Here is a 14984-nt window from a genome sequence, read left to right as displayed (position 1 = left end):
GCCGTCACTCGCGGCCGTCGGCCTCCCCCGCCTTGACGGCCAGCACCTGGCAGTCGGCGTCCAGCAGGATCCGCTGCGCGTCGCTGCCGAAGATGAGCTTGCCGGTGGGCGACCGCCGGCGGAGCCCGATGACGATCAGCGAGGCGCCGAGCCGGTGCGCCGCCGCGACCACCTCCTCGGCACCGTCGCGCCCACCCACGTGCTGCTCGAGCGTGAAAGGGACGCCGGACTCCTCGAGCAACCGCCGGACCTCGGACAGGTCCTCGGCGGTCGCGTAGGACGGGTCGACGTAGGCGTCCCCCCGCGACGTGTTGAGCACGTGCAGCGGCTCGTTGCGCAGGTCCGCCTCCTCGACCGCGGCGCGCAGCGCCGCCCGCCCCTCCGGCTTGGGCACGTATCCGACGACGATGGTCACGAGCGGTTCCCCTCTGCCGGCACGGGTTCGGACCGGGCCTCGCCCAGCTCCGCCTCGACCCGCGCCTGCCGGCGCTTGACGTACACGCCGGCAGCCAGGAAGACGAGGAGCAGGGTGTAGACGATCGCGGCGAACGGGCTGGTGATCAGCGCGCTCGGGTCGCCCTGGCTGATCGCCAGGGTCCGCCGCAGCTGCTCCTCGGCGATCGGCCCCAGGATCAGACCGACGACGGCCGGCGCGACGGGGAAGCCGAACTGCCGCATGCCCCAGCCGAGGACGCCCACCGCGAACAGCAGGATCATGTCGGCGGTCGAGGCGCCCACCGCGTAGCTGCCGAGCGCGGCGAACGTGAGGATGCCGGCGTACAGGTACGGGCGCGGGATCTGCAGCAGCTTCACCCAGACCCCCACCAGCGGCAGGTTCAGCACCAGCAGCAGCAGGTTGCCGATGTAGAGGCTGGCGATCAGCGTCCAGACCAGCGGCGCCTCCTGCTCGAAGAGCAGCGGGCCGGGCTGGATGCCGTAGCTCTGGAAGGCCACGATGATGATCGCGGCCGTCGCGGAGGTCGGCAGGCCGAGGGTCAGCAGCGGCACCAGCACGCCGGCGGCCGCCGCGTTGTTCGCCGACTCCGGGCCGGCCACGCCCTCGATCGCGCCGTGGCCGAACTCCTCCTTCCGCTTCGAGAGCTTCCGCTCCATGGAGTAGGAGAGGAACGTCGCGACGTCCGCGCCGCCGGCCGGGATGGTCCCGATGGGGAACCCGACCGCCGCGCCGCGCAGCCACGGCTTCCACGAGCGCCGGAAGTCCTCGCGGTTCATCCAGCTGCCGCCGATGGGCACCAGGGGCAGGGGCCCCTTCCGCATCCGGGAGGCGACGTAGAGCGCCTCGCCGACGGCGAAGATGCCGACCGCCACCACGACGACGTCGATGCCGTCGGCCAGCGCCGGCAGCCCGAAGGTGAAGCGCTGCTGCCCGGTGAGCGAATCGGTGCCGACCATGGCCAGGAGCAGCCCGACCGCCAGGGCGGCGATCCCGCGCGCCGGCGAGGCCCCGAACATCGCGGCCACGGTGAGGAAGGCCAGCACCGTGAGCGCCACGAAGTCCTGCGGGCCCAGCTGGACGGCGAGGTCGGCCACCACGGGCGCCAGGAAGGTCAGCGCGATCGTGGCGATGGTGCCCGCGACGAACGAGCCGATCGCCGCCGTCGCCAGCGCCGATGCCCCCCGCCCCGCCCGGGCCATCGCGTTGCCCTCCAGCGCGGTGACGATGGATGCCGCCTCGCCGGGGGTGTTCAGCAGGATCGACGTCGTCGAGCCGCCGTACATGCCGCCGTAGTAGATGCCGGCGAACAGGATGAGGGCGGCGGCGGGCTCCAGGCTGTAGGTGAGCGGCAGGAGCAGGGCCACGGTCATGGCCGGGCCGATGCCCGGGAGCACGCCGACGGCGGTGCCGACGGTGACGCCGAGCAGCGCGTACAGCAGGTAGAGCGGCTGCAGGACGGCCGCGAAGCCGTCCATCAGCAGGCCGATGTCACCCAAAGAAGGGCACCCCCTCCAGCGGTCCCGCGGGCAGGAACAGCCCGAGGACCTGCACGAACAGCACGTGGACGGCGACGTTGAGCACCGCGCCCACGACGGCGGCGCGGACGATGCGGGCGCCGAGGGCCCACGCCGTGCCGGCGAACAGCAGGGTGGCGGCGATGGGCCAGCCGAGCGGCTCGATCAGCAGCACCAGCGCCGCGAAGGAGGCGACCAGCTTGGCCACGGTGACCCAGTCGGTGCGGGCGCCCGCGTCGACGTCCTCGCCCTCCTCGGCGTGCCCGTGCTGCCCGCGCGCCAGGCTGACCGCGAGCGCCAGGGACGCGCCGATCAGCAGCACGCCGACCGCGTACGGGAAGGCCCGCGGCCCCAGCACGTTGGCCGAGCCGGGAACGGTGATCGACGTCGTCTCCACGAGGGTGAACACCCCCACGGCGAACAGCCCCGCGGTGATGGCGGCCTCGCCCCAGGACCAGGTCCGGGCGCGACCGCCCCGCTCCGGCGCCGCTCCCCCGGAGGAGGCGGCGGCGCCGGAGCCGGAGGCGGTGCTCACTGGACGAGCCCGATGTCCTCCAGCACGCCACGGACGCGCTGGCGCTCCTCGGCCAGGAATGCCTCGAACTCCTCACCGGCGAGGTAGGCGTCGGACCAGCCGCGCTCCTCGACCTCGCTCTGCCAGGCCTCGGACTCCTGCATCTCCGCCACGAGGGCGAGCAGCCGCTCCCGCGCCTCGTCCGAGATGCCGGGTGGCGCGACGACGCCCCGCCAGTTGGTGAGCTCCACGTCGTAGCCGGCCTCGGTGAGGGTGGGCGCGTCGATGCCCTCGACGGGCTCGGACCCGGTGACCGCCAGGGCCCGCAGCTCCCCCGCCTCGATCTGCTGGGCGTACTCGCCGACGCCGGAGATGCCGGCGTCCACCTGACCGCCGAGCAGCGCCGCCAGGGACTCCCCGCCGCCGGAGAACGCGACGTAGTTGAGGTCCTCGATCGGGAGGTCCGCGGCCTGGAAGAGCAGCCCGGCCGCGATGTGGTCGGTACCGCCGGCCGAGCCGCCGGCGATCGAGACGCCGCGGCCCTCGGTGCGGACGGCCTCCACCAGGTCGTCGACGCTCTGGTACGGCGAGGCCGCAGGCACGACGATGATCTCGTCCTCGGTGGTCAGCCGGGCGATCGGCGTGACGTCGTCGAGGGTGGCCTGCGACTGGTTGGTCTCGACGGCGCCGACCATGACCAGCCCCATGACCATGAGGAAGTCCTCGCTGCGCTCGTTGGCGAGCTCCGCGAGCCCCACGGTGCCGCCCGCGCCGCCCACGTTGGTCACGCGGGTGCTGCCGACCAGCTGCTCCTCCTCGAGCGCCGCCGCGATGGCCCGGGCGGTCTGGTCCCAGCCACCGCCGGGGTCCGCCGGGGCCATGACCGCGAGCCGGTTGATGCGGTCGGCGCCTCCCCCGGCGCCACCCCCGCCGCCCTCGCTGCCGCAGCCGGTCAGGCCGACCGCCACGGCGGCCGCGACCGCGACCGATGCCGAACGCACGCGCCCGCGGACCGGCCGGTGGACCGCGCGGTGGGTGACTGTCATGGAGGACCTCCTCGTCCCGGAGCCGGACGGCTCGTGGTGCGCCGGACGCTAGGAGCGCCGGGACGGCGGGGAAATCCTGTGGTCGTACCGGTCGTATTGGTCGTTGTGGTCGCAGTCACATCCGACGTGCGGGCGGCGACAATGGCCGGGTGCGCCGGACCATGACCCTGGGAGCCCAGCTCCTGCTGCTCCAGGTGGGCATCGTGCTGGTGACGCTGCTGCTCGCCGGCGCCGTCGCCGTGCACTACCAGCAGGAGCAGATCCGGGACACCTACCGGCAGCAGGTGCTCACCGTCGCCAACAGCACCGCCCGGCTGCCCAGCGTGGTGGACGCCTACGGCACCGCCGAACCCAGCGAGACGCTGCAGCCCCTCGCCGAGCTCATCCGGGAGGCCTCGGCGGTCACCTTCGTCGTCATCACCGACGCGGCCGGCATCCGGCACTCCCACCCCGATCCCGACCGGATCGGTCAGCGGGTGTCGACCGATCCGAGCACCACGCTGGCCGGTGAGGTGTTCGTCGGCACCGAGACCGGCACTCTCGGGGAGTCGCTGCGCGCCAAGGTGCCGGTGCGCGGCCCGGACGGCGCGGTCATCGGTGCGGTGTCGGTCGGCATCCTGGAACGCGAGCTCGCCGCCGAGTTCGGCCGCGAGGCCCCCGCCCTCGTGGCCTGGCTCGGCGGCGCCGCGCTCGTCGGCGCCCTGGGGTCGGTGCTCGTCGTCCGGCTGCTGCGCCGCCGCATCTTCGGTCTGGAACCGGAGGAGATCGCCCGGTTGCTGGAGACCCGCGAGGCGATGCTGCACGGCATCCGCGAGGGGCTGGTCGCCGTCGACCAGAAGGGGCGGGTGGTCCTGGTCAACGACGAGGCGTCGCGGCTGCTCGACCTGCCGCCGGACGTCGTCGGCCGCCCGGCCGCCGAGGTGCTCGACACCGCCATGCTCCCGCTCGTGCTCGGCGACCGGCCGGTCACCGACGAGCTGGTGCTCTCGGGCGAGCGGCTGCTGGTCGCCAGCCGCACCCCTGCCGTCGTCGGTAACCGCCGGATCGCCGATGTCCTCACCCTCCGCGACCGCACCGAGCTGTTCGGCGCCATGCGGGAGCTCGACGGCCAGCGCAACCTGACGAACACGCTGCGGGCGCAGGCCCACGAGTTCAGCAACCAGCTGCACGTCGTCCAGGGGCTGATCGAGCTCGACCGGCGGGCGGAGGCGATCGCCTTCCTCGAGCGCATCGGCGGCGGCCGGCTGATCGGCGGCGGCCCGCTGACCAGCGTCGCCGATGCCGGGGTGAGCGCGCTGCTGCTGGCGAAGGCCGCAGTGGCCCGGGAACAGGGCGTCCGGCTGGTCCTCGACGCGGGCAGCCGGCTCCCCGCCGGTCTCGGCGACGACGTCGTGACGGTGGTGGGCAATTTGGTGGACAACGCGGTCGACGCCGCCGGCAACGGCGGGCAGGTGGACGTGCTCGTGCGCCAGGAGGACGACGGCGCGGTCCTGGTCCGGGTGGACGACGACGGGCCGGGGGTGGCACCGGCCGATCGGGACCGGGTGTTCGAGGTGGGCGTCACGACCAAGGGCCGACCGGACGGCAACCACGGCCGCGGCATCGGGTTGGCCCTGGTCGCGCGCATCGCCACCCGCCGGGGCGGGACGGCGACGATCACGGACTCCCCCGCCGGCGGCGCACGGGTCGAGGTGCACCTGCCCACGACGGCCGGGGCCGCGCCGGCAGCGCTGGTGGCGCCGTGAGCGGGACCCCGGTGCGGGTGCTGGTGGTCGACGACGACTTCGCCGTCGCCTCGGTGCACCGCGGCTACGTCGAGTCCGTTCCCGGGTTCGAGGTGGTGGGCGAGGTGCACCGCGGCGCGCAGGCGCTGGCGGCCGTGCACGGCCTGCGACCCGACCTCGTGCTGCTCGACGTCTACCTGCCCGACATCTCCGGCATCGAGGTGCTCCGGCGGATCCGGTCGGAGCCGGGGCCGCAGCCCGACGTCCTGGCGATCACCGCCGCACGCGAGGTCGAGACCGTCCGGCAGGCCATGGCCGGCGGCGTCGTCGACTACCTGGTCAAGCCGTTCTCCCTCGCCACGTTCCGGGAACGGCTGGAGGTCTACCGCTCGCACCGCACCGAGCTGCTCCGCCGCAGCGCCGAGCCTTCGGGTGCGCTGGAGCAGAGCGACGTCGACCGGATGCTGCACCGCCGCTCCCGGGCCGGCGCCGGGACCACCACCGACCTGCCGAAGGGGTTGTCGCCCCGAACCCTGGAGTTCGTGGCACGCACCCTCCGCGGCTCGCCCGCCGACGACCTCTCCGCCGGGGAGGTGGCCGAGCGCTGCGGCCTGGCCCGCGTCAGCGCCCGCCGGTACCTGGAGCACCTGGAGCGCACCGGCCGGGCGGCCGTCTTCCCGCGGTACGGCGGCACGGGCCGACCGGAGAACGGCTACCGCTGGGTCGGCTGAGCGCGTCAGCCGGTGAGCGCCGGACCCTCGTCCTTGAGCGCGACCCCGGACGCGCCGAGCTCCCGGGCCGCCGTCAGGAGCCGGACGACGACGTCGGCCGCCTCGGCGTAGCCCAGCCCGTGCGGGGGCCGGACGTTGGAGACGCAGTTGCGCTCGGAATCCGCCCGGCCCGGCCGCGGGTCCCAGGTGAGGTAGACGCCGAGCGAGTCGGCCGAGGAGAGACCGGGCCGCTCCCCGATGAGCACCACGACCACCCGCGCCCCGAGCGCCGCCCCGATCTGGTCGCCCAGGGCCACCCGCGCCTGGGCGGCGAGCACGATCGGGCCGACCGACCAGTCGACCAGCCGGTCCAGCAGCGCGGTCGCCAGGGCCGCCCCGTGCTCGTGCACGGCCCGCGGCGAGAGCCCGTCGGCGAGCACCAGCGCCACGTCGGCGTGCGCGCGGGGCAGCGTCGTCCCGGGGGCCAGCCGCCGTCCCAGGTCGGGCCGTTGCAGGTACTCGGCGCGGTCCGCGGCGGCCGAGTGCACCTCGAGCACCGGCAGCCCGGCGAGCCCGGCGCGCACGAGGGCGGGGTCCAGGGCCGTGTGGACGGCGTCGCGCGCGACCGCGTGCGCCAGCCGGAACTCCAGCGCCCGGGCGGTGGGCAGGCCGTCGCCCGCGCGCCCCAGGGCGACCCGCGCCCGGGTCGCGCCGCGCAGCACCGCCCACGGGTCGTTCCCGGCGATGCTCACGAGCGCGCCGCCGCCAGCAGGGCCTTCGCCGCCGGGGCGTCGGCGGTCAGCGACCGCACCCGCCCGGCGTCGTCCAGCAGGTCCATCCGGGTGAGCCACGCCTCGAACTCCGGCGCCGGCCGGAGGCCGAGCACCTGCCGTGCGGTGAGCACGTCGGAGAACGACAGCGACTGGTAGTGCAGCATCACGTCGTCCGACCCCGGGACGGCGATGACGAACGAGCAGCCCGCCGCCCCCAGCAGCAGCGTCAGGGTGTCGGTGTCGTCGGCGTCCACCTCGGCGTGGTTGGTGTAGCAGACGTCGACCCCCATGGGCAGGCCGAGCAGCTTGCCGCAGAAGTGGTCCTCCAGCCCGGCCCGGATCACCTGCTTGCCGTCGTAGAGGTACTCCGGCCCGATGAACCCCACCACGGTGTTGACCAGCAACGGCTCGAAGTGCCGGGCGACGGCATAGGCCCGGCACTCCAGGGTCTGCTGGTCCACCGGCCGGCCGTCGACGCCGCGATGGGCGTCGGCCGACAGCGCCGACCCCTGCCCGGTCTCGAAGTAGGTGACGTTGCGCCCGACCGTGCCCCGGCCGAGCTCCAGCGCGCCCGCCCGGGCCTCGGCGAGCAGGTCGAGCGTGACGCCGAACCCGCGGTTGGCCGCCTGCGTGCCGGCGACCGACTGGAACACCAGGTCCACCGGCGCGCCCCTCTCCAGCGCCCGCAGCGTCGTCGTCACGTGGGCCAGCACGCACGACTGCGTGGGGATGTCGTACCGCTGGATCACGGCGTCCACCAGCTCCAGGAGCGCGATCGTCCGGTCCGGGGAGTCGGTGGCGGGGTTGATGCCGATCACCGCGTCGCCCGAACCCTGGAGCAGCCCGTCGACGATCGACGCGGTCACGCCCACCGGGTCGTCGGTCGGGTGGTTGGGCTGCAGCCGGGACGCCAGCCGCCCGGGGAGGCCCAGGGTGCTGCGCAGCCCGGTCACCACCCGCGCCCGGCGGCCGACGGCGACCAGGTCGGCGTTGCGCATCAGCTTCGAGGTGGCCGCCACCATCTCGGGGGTGAGGCCACGGGCCAGCCCGCTGATCGAGGTCTCGTCGCCCTCGGCGGCCCAGCACAGCAGCCGGTCCCGGAACTCCCCCACGGTCAGGGCGGCCACCGGGGCGAAGGCAGCCGGGTCGTGGGTGTCGAGGATGAGCCGGGTGACCTCGTCCTCGTCGTAGCCGACCACCTGCTCCTCCAGGAAGGTCGCCAGCGGCAGGTCGGCGAGCACCGTCTGGGCGGCGACCCGCTGGGCGGCCGACTCCGCCGCGCACCCGGCCAGCACGTCGCCCGAGCGGGCCGGCGTCGCCCTGGCGAGCAGGTCGGACAGGGACGGGAACTCGTACGTGTGCCCGCCCAGCGTCGTCCGGCGGACCGTCATCGCACCTCCTCCTCGGCCGCGGCGAGCAGCTCGAACTCCTCCTCGGGGGCCGATGCCACCAGGTGGTGGCGGCTGTAGATCGCGAAGTAGCCGAGGAAGACCGCGTAGGCGGCGAGCGTCCAGAGGGCGGCGACCGGGTCGACCAGGAAGGTGGCGACGACCGCGGCCGCGGCCAGCACCAGGGCGACGCCGGTGGTGACCGTGCCACCCGGGGTGCGGTACGGGCGGGGCAGGTCGGGCTCCCGGCGGCGCAGCACGATGTGGCTGACCATCATCAGCACGTAGGAGACCGTGGCACCGAAGACGGCCATGTTCAGCAGCATCGCGCCCTGACCGGTCAGCGAGAGCGCGAAGCCGATGGCGCCGGGCACCAGCAGGGCGAGCACCGGGGCCCTGCGGCCGTTGGTCACCGACAGCGCCCGCGGCAGGTAGCCGGCCCGGGACAGCGCGAACGTCTGCCGCGAGTAGGCGTAGATGATCGAGAAGAAGCTGGCCACCAGGCCGACCAGCCCGGCGTAGTTGATCAGCGTGGTCAGCCAGCCGGCGGCCCCGGCGACCTGGAGCGCCTCCACCGGCGGGTTTCCGCTGGCCGACATGGTCTCCGCGCCCCCGGCGCCGGCGGTGAACACCAGCATCAGGACGGCGAGGACCATCAGCACCCCCATGGCGGCGACGATGCCCCGTGGCATGGAGCGGGCCGGGTCGCGGGCCTCCTCGGCGGCCAGTGGCACGCACTCCACCGCGAGGAAGAACCAGATCGCGAACGGGAACGCCGCCCAGATGCCCATCAGGCCGAACGGCAGGAAGTCCGAGGCGCCGGCGGCGTCGGTGGGCGCGATGTCGAGCAGGTTGGCCGAGTCGAAGGCCGGGACGGCCCCGACCAGGTAGACGACCAGCCCGGCGACGGCGATCCCCGCGATCACCAGCATGACCCTCAGCGCCTCGCCGACCCCCATGAGGTGGATGCCGATGAACAACGCGTAGGCGACCAGGTAGACCCACCAGCCGTCGGTGATGCCGAACAGGCCCAGCGACTCGACGTACGCCCCGATGAAGGTGGCGATCGCCGCGGGAGCGATCGCGTACTCGATGAGCACCGCGACGCCGGTGGCGTACCCGCCCCAGGGGCCCAGCGCGCGCCGGGCGAACGTGTAACCGCCCCCGGCCGTCGGCAGCGCCGACCCGAGCTCGGCCAGACCGAACACCATCGCCGAGTACATGATCGCCATGAGGACGACGGCGATCAGCAGGCCGCCGAAGCCGCCCTCGGCCAGCCCGAAGTTCCAGCCCGCGTAGTCACCGGAGATGACCGCGGCGACCCCCAGCCCGGCCAGCAGCACCCACCCGGCGGTCCCGGTCCGCAGCTGCCGCTTCTGGTGGTAGCCGGCGTCGACCGTCTCGGCCTCCACCCCGTGCCGGGTGACCGGCCGGGCTGGACGTACTCGGGGTTCCGCGGTCATGGGCCGGCCTTCCGGTGAGCCCCGCAGGTCGGGTGGGGTCAGCCTGGCCCTGCCCTGCCGCACGGGCAATGCCTTGCGACAGGACGGAACATGCTGTTCACACGGTCGCTCCCCCACCTGCGCCGCCGTCCACGGTGCCGGCAACCCGCGTGATCACGGGCAGCCGGAGTATGACCGCAGCTCCGATCTCTCCCAGGGAGTCCTCATGGCCCGTCACACCCTGTCCCGCTCGCTGCACGACCTCGGCCTCTCCGCCTGGTTCGGTGGCACGCTCGCCAACGCCGTCGCGCTGAACGCGGCCGCCGGGGAGGCGGGGAGCGACCCCGCCACCGGCCGGGTGGCCAACGCCGGCTGGGACCGCTGGACGCCGGTCAACGCCCTGGCCATCGGCGCCCACCTGATCGGCAGCGTCGGTCAGCTGCGTGCGGACAGGGAGCGGGTCGCGCAGCAGGAGGGCGTGGCCTCCATGTCGGGGATCAAGGCCCTGCTCACCGTCGCAGCCCTCGGCGCGACGGCGTACAGCCGGGTCCTCGGCCAGTGGGTGTCGGCCGCAGGGTCGGTGCCGTCGCGGTCCGGGACCCGGCCGAGCAAGCGCACCAAGGCGGCCCGCGCCGACGTCGCCGCCGCACAGCAGCAGCTGGACACCCTGCAGTGGGTCATCCCCGCCCTGACCGGCGCGCTCGTCGCGGTCACCTCGTACGCGGGTGAGCAACAGCGCCCCAGCGAGGTGGCCAAGGGCGTCGCCGGTCGGTGAGCAGGCGCTGACCCGGCCGGGCGACCCGCCCGGTGCTCCGGGTCCCGGGGCCGACGCCGCACGGCGGGGGGCCTGACCCGTTCGGGCGGGCCCCTCCCGGCGCGCGGTGCCCGGCTGCGGGCTCACCCCGTCGAGCGCGGCGGCTGGGTGCGGTCGAGCCAGCTGACGGCCAGCACATGCGGCAGCGTCAGCGCCGCCAGCAGCGGCAGGCCCGTGGCGACGAGTCCGCGCCAGCCGTCCGCCCAGGACCAGAGGGCGGCGAGCGCCAGCAGGACGGCGGCGGTCGGCGGACCTGCCGCCAGGGCGAACCGGCGCAGCGGCAGGACCAGCCGTCCCGCGACCAGATCGGGGCCGCTCGCCGGGTCCTCGGTCAGCACGCGCGCCACGTGCCGCAGGGAGTGCCAGGCCCCGAAGTAGACACCGAAGGCGGCCAACGGCGGGACCACGAGGACCACCGCCGCCAGGAGGCCGACCTCCCCCGCCTCCAGCCACCGGCGGCGGCGGGCCAGGACGAACGCGAGCACTCCCCCCGCGCCGAGGAGCACCGCGACGGCTGCCGTCGCGACTCCGGGCGGTACGCCGCCCCAGCCCGGGGCCACGGCCTCGGTGAGCGCGCCGGTGTCGCTGCCGGGAACGCCCAGGCCGCGGAGCAGGGGCACCAGCAGCACGAGGCTCCCGAGGACAAGCGACGCCGCCGGCCGCGGCCGCACGGGGCGACCGGCGCGCAGATCGGCGAAGGCGGACTCGCCGGTGCCGAAGTGCCATGCCGAGACCAGGACGAAGATCAGCAGCGCCGGGCCGGGCGCGGCGGTGAAGGCTCCGTAGGCCCCGGCGGCCAGAGCGGCGTACGCGGCCCCGAAGACGGCGAGCCGGGTCGGCCGCCAGCGGAACCGCCACGCGGGTAGGAGGTGATCGACGGCCCCGTGCGGCAGCCCCAGGAGCAGTCCGGCGACCAGCACCGCCGCCGAGCCGGTGGCTCCCCAACCACCGGGGACAGCGACCTCGACCGCCAGGGCCGCCCCGGCCGCCACGCACGACCACCGGGTGGCGGCCCGGGCGGGAGCCCCGAACGGGGCCACGGGGGCGCGCCCGGTCGCCGAGGCGGCGACGCCCCCGGACACGCCGTCAGCCGCGGGCGGGGCGGACGTCCTCGCCCCGGGCCCGGCCGATCACCGCCGTCGAGATGCGGGTGAGCTCCGGGAGCACGGCGTCGCTCTTGTGCACGTTGCTCGACCACACCGGCTCGGTGTGGGTGTCGACGCCGGCGACGACGTCCTCGGCGGTCCGGAGCTTGGCGACCTTGTGGATCAGCACGCCGAAGCCGACCTTGGCCACGACGTCGGTCACCGAGTAGCCGACCTGCATGGCGGTGAGCCAGGCCGGGGTGACGTCGACGAAGACCGGGACCGAGTAGATCAGCGGGTAGATGCCGAAGCTGCCGAGCAGGACGATCGTCGCGTTGCGGAGGGTGGTGGCGGCCTCCGTGCCCATGGTCGGCAGGGACGCCCGGACCGCCCCGATCAGCGCGACGTAGAGGTAGACGAGGAAGACCGTGCTGATCAGCCCCCACACCACCAGGGCCGTGGTGTCGCGGCCCTGGGCGATCACCTGCGACCCCATGTACCCGGTGACGATCATGAGGAAGGCCGCGGCCATGGTCGAGAAGCGCAGGTTGCGCGCCCTGGCGCCGGCGAGCGAGCACACCGCCAGCAGCTCCACCATCAGCAGCGGCACGGTGATCGACCAGTCGATGTAGCGGCTGCTGATCGTGTGCAGCGCCTCCGGGTTCGGCACGTACACGCCGCCCTGCAGCGTGAACCCGGCGTCCCACTTGCTGACCATGCGGGCGTAGGCGAGGGCCGCCACCGCCGCGAGGCAGAAGCCGGCGTAGGCCGAGGGGCGGTACCGCGCCGACACCTCCTCCCGGCTGGTCAGTGCGTAGAGGAAGTAGGCGAACAGCGCGAACCCCGCGCCGAGGAGCGCCAGCTGCACGACGTCGTAGAGGCCGGGGGGCATCGTCTGCAGCTCGGGAGCGGGGGTCTCCATGCGCACTCCTGGATGTCGCGCGACGGCGACTCCCGGACCGGGCCGCCGCTTTCCACCCGGTGCCGGGACGGTGTCGGGCCCCTACCCGCACCGGCCGTCCGCAACCGGACGGCCGACGACCCCGGGGCGGCGGCTCAGATGCTGCGCCAGGGGCCCTCGATCGCGTTGCCCTCGGGCCGGGACCGGAAGACGTTGCCCTCGGTCGGCTCCGTCTCGTCCCCGGCCATCGCCAGCCGCCGCAGCAGCGGCTCGACCAGCACGTCGTAGAGGCCGGGGAGGAACCGGAACCCCGCGGTGATCAACGGGTTGAACGCCCCGGCCTGCACGATGCGGCGCGGGTTCTCGACGGTGGCGAGGACCCGGCGCGCCACCCGCTGCGCCGAGAACACCGGCGGCGGGGGCCGTCCCGTGCTGCCCGCCCACGTCGCTCCCTGCTGGTAGATCGGCGTGTTCACGCCGCCGGGCTGCACGATCGAGACCGAGATCCCGGGCTCGTCCCGGGTCTCCTGCTGCAGCACGCGGGCCAGCGCCAGCTGACCCCACTTGGCGACGGCGTAGCTGCCCATGACCGGCGTCGTCACGTTCCCGAGCAGGGAGTTGACGACGACGAGGTGCCCAGCACCCTGCCGCCGGAAGACCGGCAGGACGTGCCGCGCCACCGTGGCCGTGCCGTGCAGCGAGGTGTCGACGACCCGCTCGAAGACCTCCTTCGGCACGTCCTCGATCCGCCCGTAGGCCATCACCTGGGCGGAGTGCACGACGACGTCGAGGTGGCCGAGCTCGCGCACCGCGCCGTCGACGACCGCGGCGATCGCCGCCTCGTCGAGCACGTCGGCCGGGCAGACCATGACCGCGGCGGCACCGGCCGCACGGAGCTCGTCGGCCGTCTCCTCCAGCGACGACCGGCCGCGCGCCACCAGCACCAGCCGCGCACCGCGGCCGGCCAGCTGCATGGCCGTCGCCCGACCGATGCCGCTGGACGCGCCGGTGATCAGCACGGTGAGCGGTGCTCCGCTGGAGTCGGGGATGGGCACGGGGAACTCCTCGCTGGGCTGCGTCCGGCATCACGGGCACCGGTTGTCCGCAACCGACTACCCGACCGGCCCGGAGGTCATGCGGTGCGCCGGTCGAGCTCGGCCAGCAGCCAGCCCGGTCCGCTCACGGCGACGCCGTCGGGCAGGCGGGCGCGCAGCCCCCGGTCGGCGGTGACCACGAGCACCTCCCGCCCGTCGCCGGTCAGCTCGGGCACGACCTCGGCGAGCGCGTCGTCCCCGCTCCCGCGGGCACGCACCACCCGGACCCCGTCGGGCGCGGGTACGTCCCGGGCCTGCCCCTCGACGACGGCCACCACCTCGGTGCACGTCAGCTCCTGCCCGCCGGGCCCGGGCACGGTCTGCCCGGCCAGCTCGGCGAGGCGGTCCAGGAACCGGCCGGCCGCCCCCGCCCGGTCCCGCCACCAACCGGTCGGACGGGCGCCGACCACGTTGGCCACGTCCACCACCAGCACGGTCACCGCGCCACCTCCCGCTTCCCCCGCCCACCGGTCCGCCGGTCCGCCGGTCCGCCGGTCCGCCGCACCCACGATGCCACCGCGGGCCCCGGCGCTCACCACGAAGCTCCACCGGGCGCGCGCTCCGGCGCGGTCCGGACCGGCCGCCCGCCTCCTACGCTGCCGGCATGTGCCGCAACATCCGTCCACTGGCGAACTTCGAGCCGCCCGCGGGCGACGACGAGGTCCACGCCGCCGCGCTGCAGTACGTGCGGAAGATCAGCGGCACGGCGAAGCCGTCCCGCGCCAACGCCGAGGCGTTCGAGCGAGCGGTGGCCGAGGTGGCCGAGGCCTCGGCCCGGCTCCTCGGCGCCCTCGTCACCACGGCCCCGCCCAAGGACCGCGAGACGGAGGCCGCCAAGGCCCGTGCCCGGTCCGCCGCCCGCTACGGCAGCTGACCTCCGACCGACGCTGCACCACCCGGTTGTGCACCACCGGCATGAACGTCACGGCTGCCGGGTACCGGCTGGCTGTCGCCGTCCGGCCCGAGGAGCCATCTCCTCCCCCTCCCGAGGAGCGCCTCCACCATGGGTTCCCCCGTGCCGTCTCCACCGCGCACCACCCGTGCAGCCGACTACCGGGTGACCGGGAACCGCGCCGTCGAGCAGCCCGCTCGCGAAGACCGCGGCAGCACCCGGTGCGCCCACTGCACCGACGGGCTCGGCCGGCCGCGCCCGGTGAGGCCCGGCTCGTTCCGGGAGCGGGTGCACCGCAACCCCGGCGTCGCGATCGCCTACCGGATCACCGTGTTCACGGCCGGGCTGGTGCTCGTGCTGCTCGGCATCGCCCTGACGGTCCTGCCGGGGCCGCTGACGATCCCGCCCGTGCTCGCCGGCCTCTGGGTGTGGTCGACGGAGTTCGACTGGGCGCGCCGCTTCTTCGCCACGTTCCGGCGAAAGGCGCTCGACGCCTGGCGGCACGCCCGCCAGCACCCGGTCACTTCGATCGCCGTCACCGTCGGCGGGCTGGTGGCCGCCGGCGTCGCGTTCTGGGCCGTCGGGCACTTACAGTTGGTCGACAAGGCCATGATCGCGCTGGGTCTCTGA

Annotated in this window: 16 protein-coding genes; 5 read left to right on the top strand and 11 right to left on the bottom strand. The window is 74.7% G+C overall.

Annotation, left to right across the window (positions count from 1 at the left end; all coding sequences use genetic code 11):
* Positions 1-4: 4 nt before the first annotated feature.
* Genes ACI79S_RS02665 through ACI79S_RS02650 form a run of 4 tightly spaced genes read right to left on the bottom strand, consistent with a single transcriptional unit; the run spans position 5 to position 3531 of the window.
* Positions 5-415: a universal stress protein gene (locus tag ACI79S_RS02665; protein ID WP_456591895.1), complete on the bottom strand. Its 411-nt coding sequence runs from the start codon at positions 413-415 to the stop codon at positions 5-7.
* Positions 412-1953 (bottom strand): tripartite tricarboxylate transporter permease, encoded by a 1542-nt coding sequence (locus ACI79S_RS02660; RefSeq protein WP_456591894.1) that lies wholly within the window; start codon positions 1951-1953, stop codon positions 412-414. Before ACI79S_RS02660 ends, ACI79S_RS02665 begins: the two co-directional genes overlap by 4 nt.
* The gene (locus ACI79S_RS02655; protein ID WP_456591893.1) at positions 1946-2506 is read right to left on the bottom strand and encodes a tripartite tricarboxylate transporter TctB family protein; all 561 of its coding nucleotides are present in this window, start codon (positions 2504-2506) and stop codon (positions 1946-1948) included. Before ACI79S_RS02655 ends, ACI79S_RS02660 begins: the two co-directional genes overlap by 8 nt.
* Positions 2503-3531, bottom strand: coding sequence for a Bug family tripartite tricarboxylate transporter substrate binding protein (locus tag ACI79S_RS02650; protein WP_456591892.1), 1029 nt, complete (start codon positions 3529-3531; stop codon positions 2503-2505). The genes ACI79S_RS02655 and ACI79S_RS02650 overlap by 4 nt, the downstream gene beginning before the upstream one ends.
* Before the next feature lie 161 nt (positions 3532-3692).
* Between ACI79S_RS02650 and ACI79S_RS02645 the strand changes: the two genes are divergently transcribed.
* Positions 3693-5276: an ATP-binding protein gene (locus ACI79S_RS02645; protein WP_456591891.1), complete on the top strand. Its 1584-nt coding sequence runs from the start codon at positions 3693-3695 to the stop codon at positions 5274-5276.
* Entirely contained in the window at positions 5273-5986 is a 714-nt protein-coding gene (locus ACI79S_RS02640) for a response regulator (RefSeq protein WP_456591890.1), read from the top strand. Before ACI79S_RS02645 ends, ACI79S_RS02640 begins: the two co-directional genes overlap by 4 nt.
* Before the next feature lie 5 nt (positions 5987-5991).
* Here the strand turns inward: ACI79S_RS02640 and eutC are convergent, their stop codons facing one another.
* From eutC to eat, 3 genes are read right to left on the bottom strand one after another with little or no spacing between them, the layout of a single operon-like run.
* Positions 5992-6717, bottom strand: a complete 726-nt coding sequence (eutC, locus tag ACI79S_RS02635) for an ethanolamine ammonia-lyase subunit EutC (protein WP_456591889.1) — start codon at positions 6715-6717, stop codon at positions 5992-5994.
* Positions 6714-8129 (bottom strand): ethanolamine ammonia-lyase subunit EutB, encoded by a 1416-nt coding sequence (locus ACI79S_RS02630; RefSeq protein ID WP_456591888.1) that lies wholly within the window; start codon positions 8127-8129, stop codon positions 6714-6716. The genes eutC and ACI79S_RS02630 overlap by 4 nt, the downstream gene beginning before the upstream one ends.
* Complete coding sequence (eat, locus tag ACI79S_RS02625; RefSeq protein WP_456591887.1) at positions 8126-9538, bottom strand: ethanolamine permease; 1413 nt, start codon at positions 9536-9538, stop codon at positions 8126-8128. Before eat ends, ACI79S_RS02630 begins: the two co-directional genes overlap by 4 nt.
* 256 nt (positions 9539-9794) lie before the next feature.
* Between eat and ACI79S_RS02620 the strand changes: the two genes are divergently transcribed.
* Positions 9795-10343, top strand: coding sequence for a hypothetical protein (locus ACI79S_RS02620; RefSeq protein WP_456591886.1), 549 nt, complete (start codon positions 9795-9797; stop codon positions 10341-10343).
* A 122-nt stretch (positions 10344-10465) separates the two neighbouring features.
* Here ACI79S_RS02620 and ACI79S_RS02615 read toward each other — a convergent pair whose 3' ends face one another.
* From ACI79S_RS02615 to ACI79S_RS02600, 4 genes are all read right to left on the bottom strand, one after another.
* Positions 10466-11464 carry a Brp/Blh family beta-carotene 15,15'-dioxygenase gene (locus ACI79S_RS02615; protein ID WP_456591885.1) on the bottom strand — a complete coding sequence of 333 codons (999 nt, stop codon included), beginning with the start codon at positions 11462-11464 and terminating at the stop codon, positions 10466-10468.
* Between the two features lie 4 nt (positions 11465-11468).
* Entirely contained in the window at positions 11469-12389 is a 921-nt protein-coding gene (locus tag ACI79S_RS02610) for a bacteriorhodopsin (RefSeq protein ID WP_456591884.1), read from the bottom strand.
* Between the two features lie 134 nt (positions 12390-12523).
* Entirely contained in the window at positions 12524-13423 is a 900-nt protein-coding gene (locus tag ACI79S_RS02605) for an SDR family NAD(P)-dependent oxidoreductase (protein WP_456591883.1), read from the bottom strand.
* A 77-nt stretch (positions 13424-13500) separates the two neighbouring features.
* Positions 13501-13902: a hypothetical protein gene (locus tag ACI79S_RS02600; protein WP_456591882.1), complete on the bottom strand. Its 402-nt coding sequence runs from the start codon at positions 13900-13902 to the stop codon at positions 13501-13503.
* Between the two features lie 164 nt (positions 13903-14066).
* On the opposite strand from ACI79S_RS02600, the gene ACI79S_RS02595 reads away from it, so the two are divergent.
* Both ACI79S_RS02595 and ACI79S_RS02590 read left to right on the top strand, forming a co-directional pair.
* A complete protein-coding gene (locus ACI79S_RS02595) occupies positions 14067-14336 on the top strand; it encodes a DUF2277 domain-containing protein (protein WP_456591881.1) in 270 nt (89 codons plus the stop codon).
* A 129-nt stretch (positions 14337-14465) separates the two neighbouring features.
* Positions 14466-14984, top strand: coding sequence for a PGPGW domain-containing protein (locus tag ACI79S_RS02590; RefSeq protein ID WP_456591880.1), 519 nt, complete (start codon positions 14466-14468; stop codon positions 14982-14984).

Source organism: Blastococcus sp. SYSU DS1024 (assembly GCF_054050795.1).
The sequence above is the reverse complement of the archived record's forward strand: the minus strand, read 5'-3'. Positions and strand labels throughout refer to the sequence as shown.

Bases quoted from the DNA above. Each gene is read 5' to 3' on its own strand.
- ACI79S_RS02650 (WP_456591892.1), bottom strand. From the start codon at position 3,531: ATGACAGTCACCCACCGCGCGGTCCACCGGCCGGTCCGCGGGCGCGTG.
- ACI79S_RS02645 (WP_456591891.1), top strand. From the start codon at position 3,693: ATGACCCTGGGAGCCCAGCTCCTGCTGCTCCAGGTGGGCATCGTGCTG.
- ACI79S_RS02630 (WP_456591888.1), bottom strand. From the start codon at position 8,129: ATGACGGTCCGCCGGACGACGCTGGGCGGGCACACGTACGAGTTCCCG.
- ACI79S_RS02620 (WP_456591886.1), top strand. From the start codon at position 9,795: ATGGCCCGTCACACCCTGTCCCGCTCGCTGCACGACCTCGGCCTCTCC.
- ACI79S_RS02610 (WP_456591884.1), bottom strand. From the start codon at position 12,389: ATGGAGACCCCCGCTCCCGAGCTGCAGACGATGCCCCCCGGCCTCTAC.
- ACI79S_RS02595 (WP_456591881.1), top strand. From the start codon at position 14,067: ATGTGCCGCAACATCCGTCCACTGGCGAACTTCGAGCCGCCCGCGGGC.
- ACI79S_RS02590 (WP_456591880.1), top strand. From the start codon at position 14,466: ATGGGTTCCCCCGTGCCGTCTCCACCGCGCACCACCCGTGCAGCCGAC.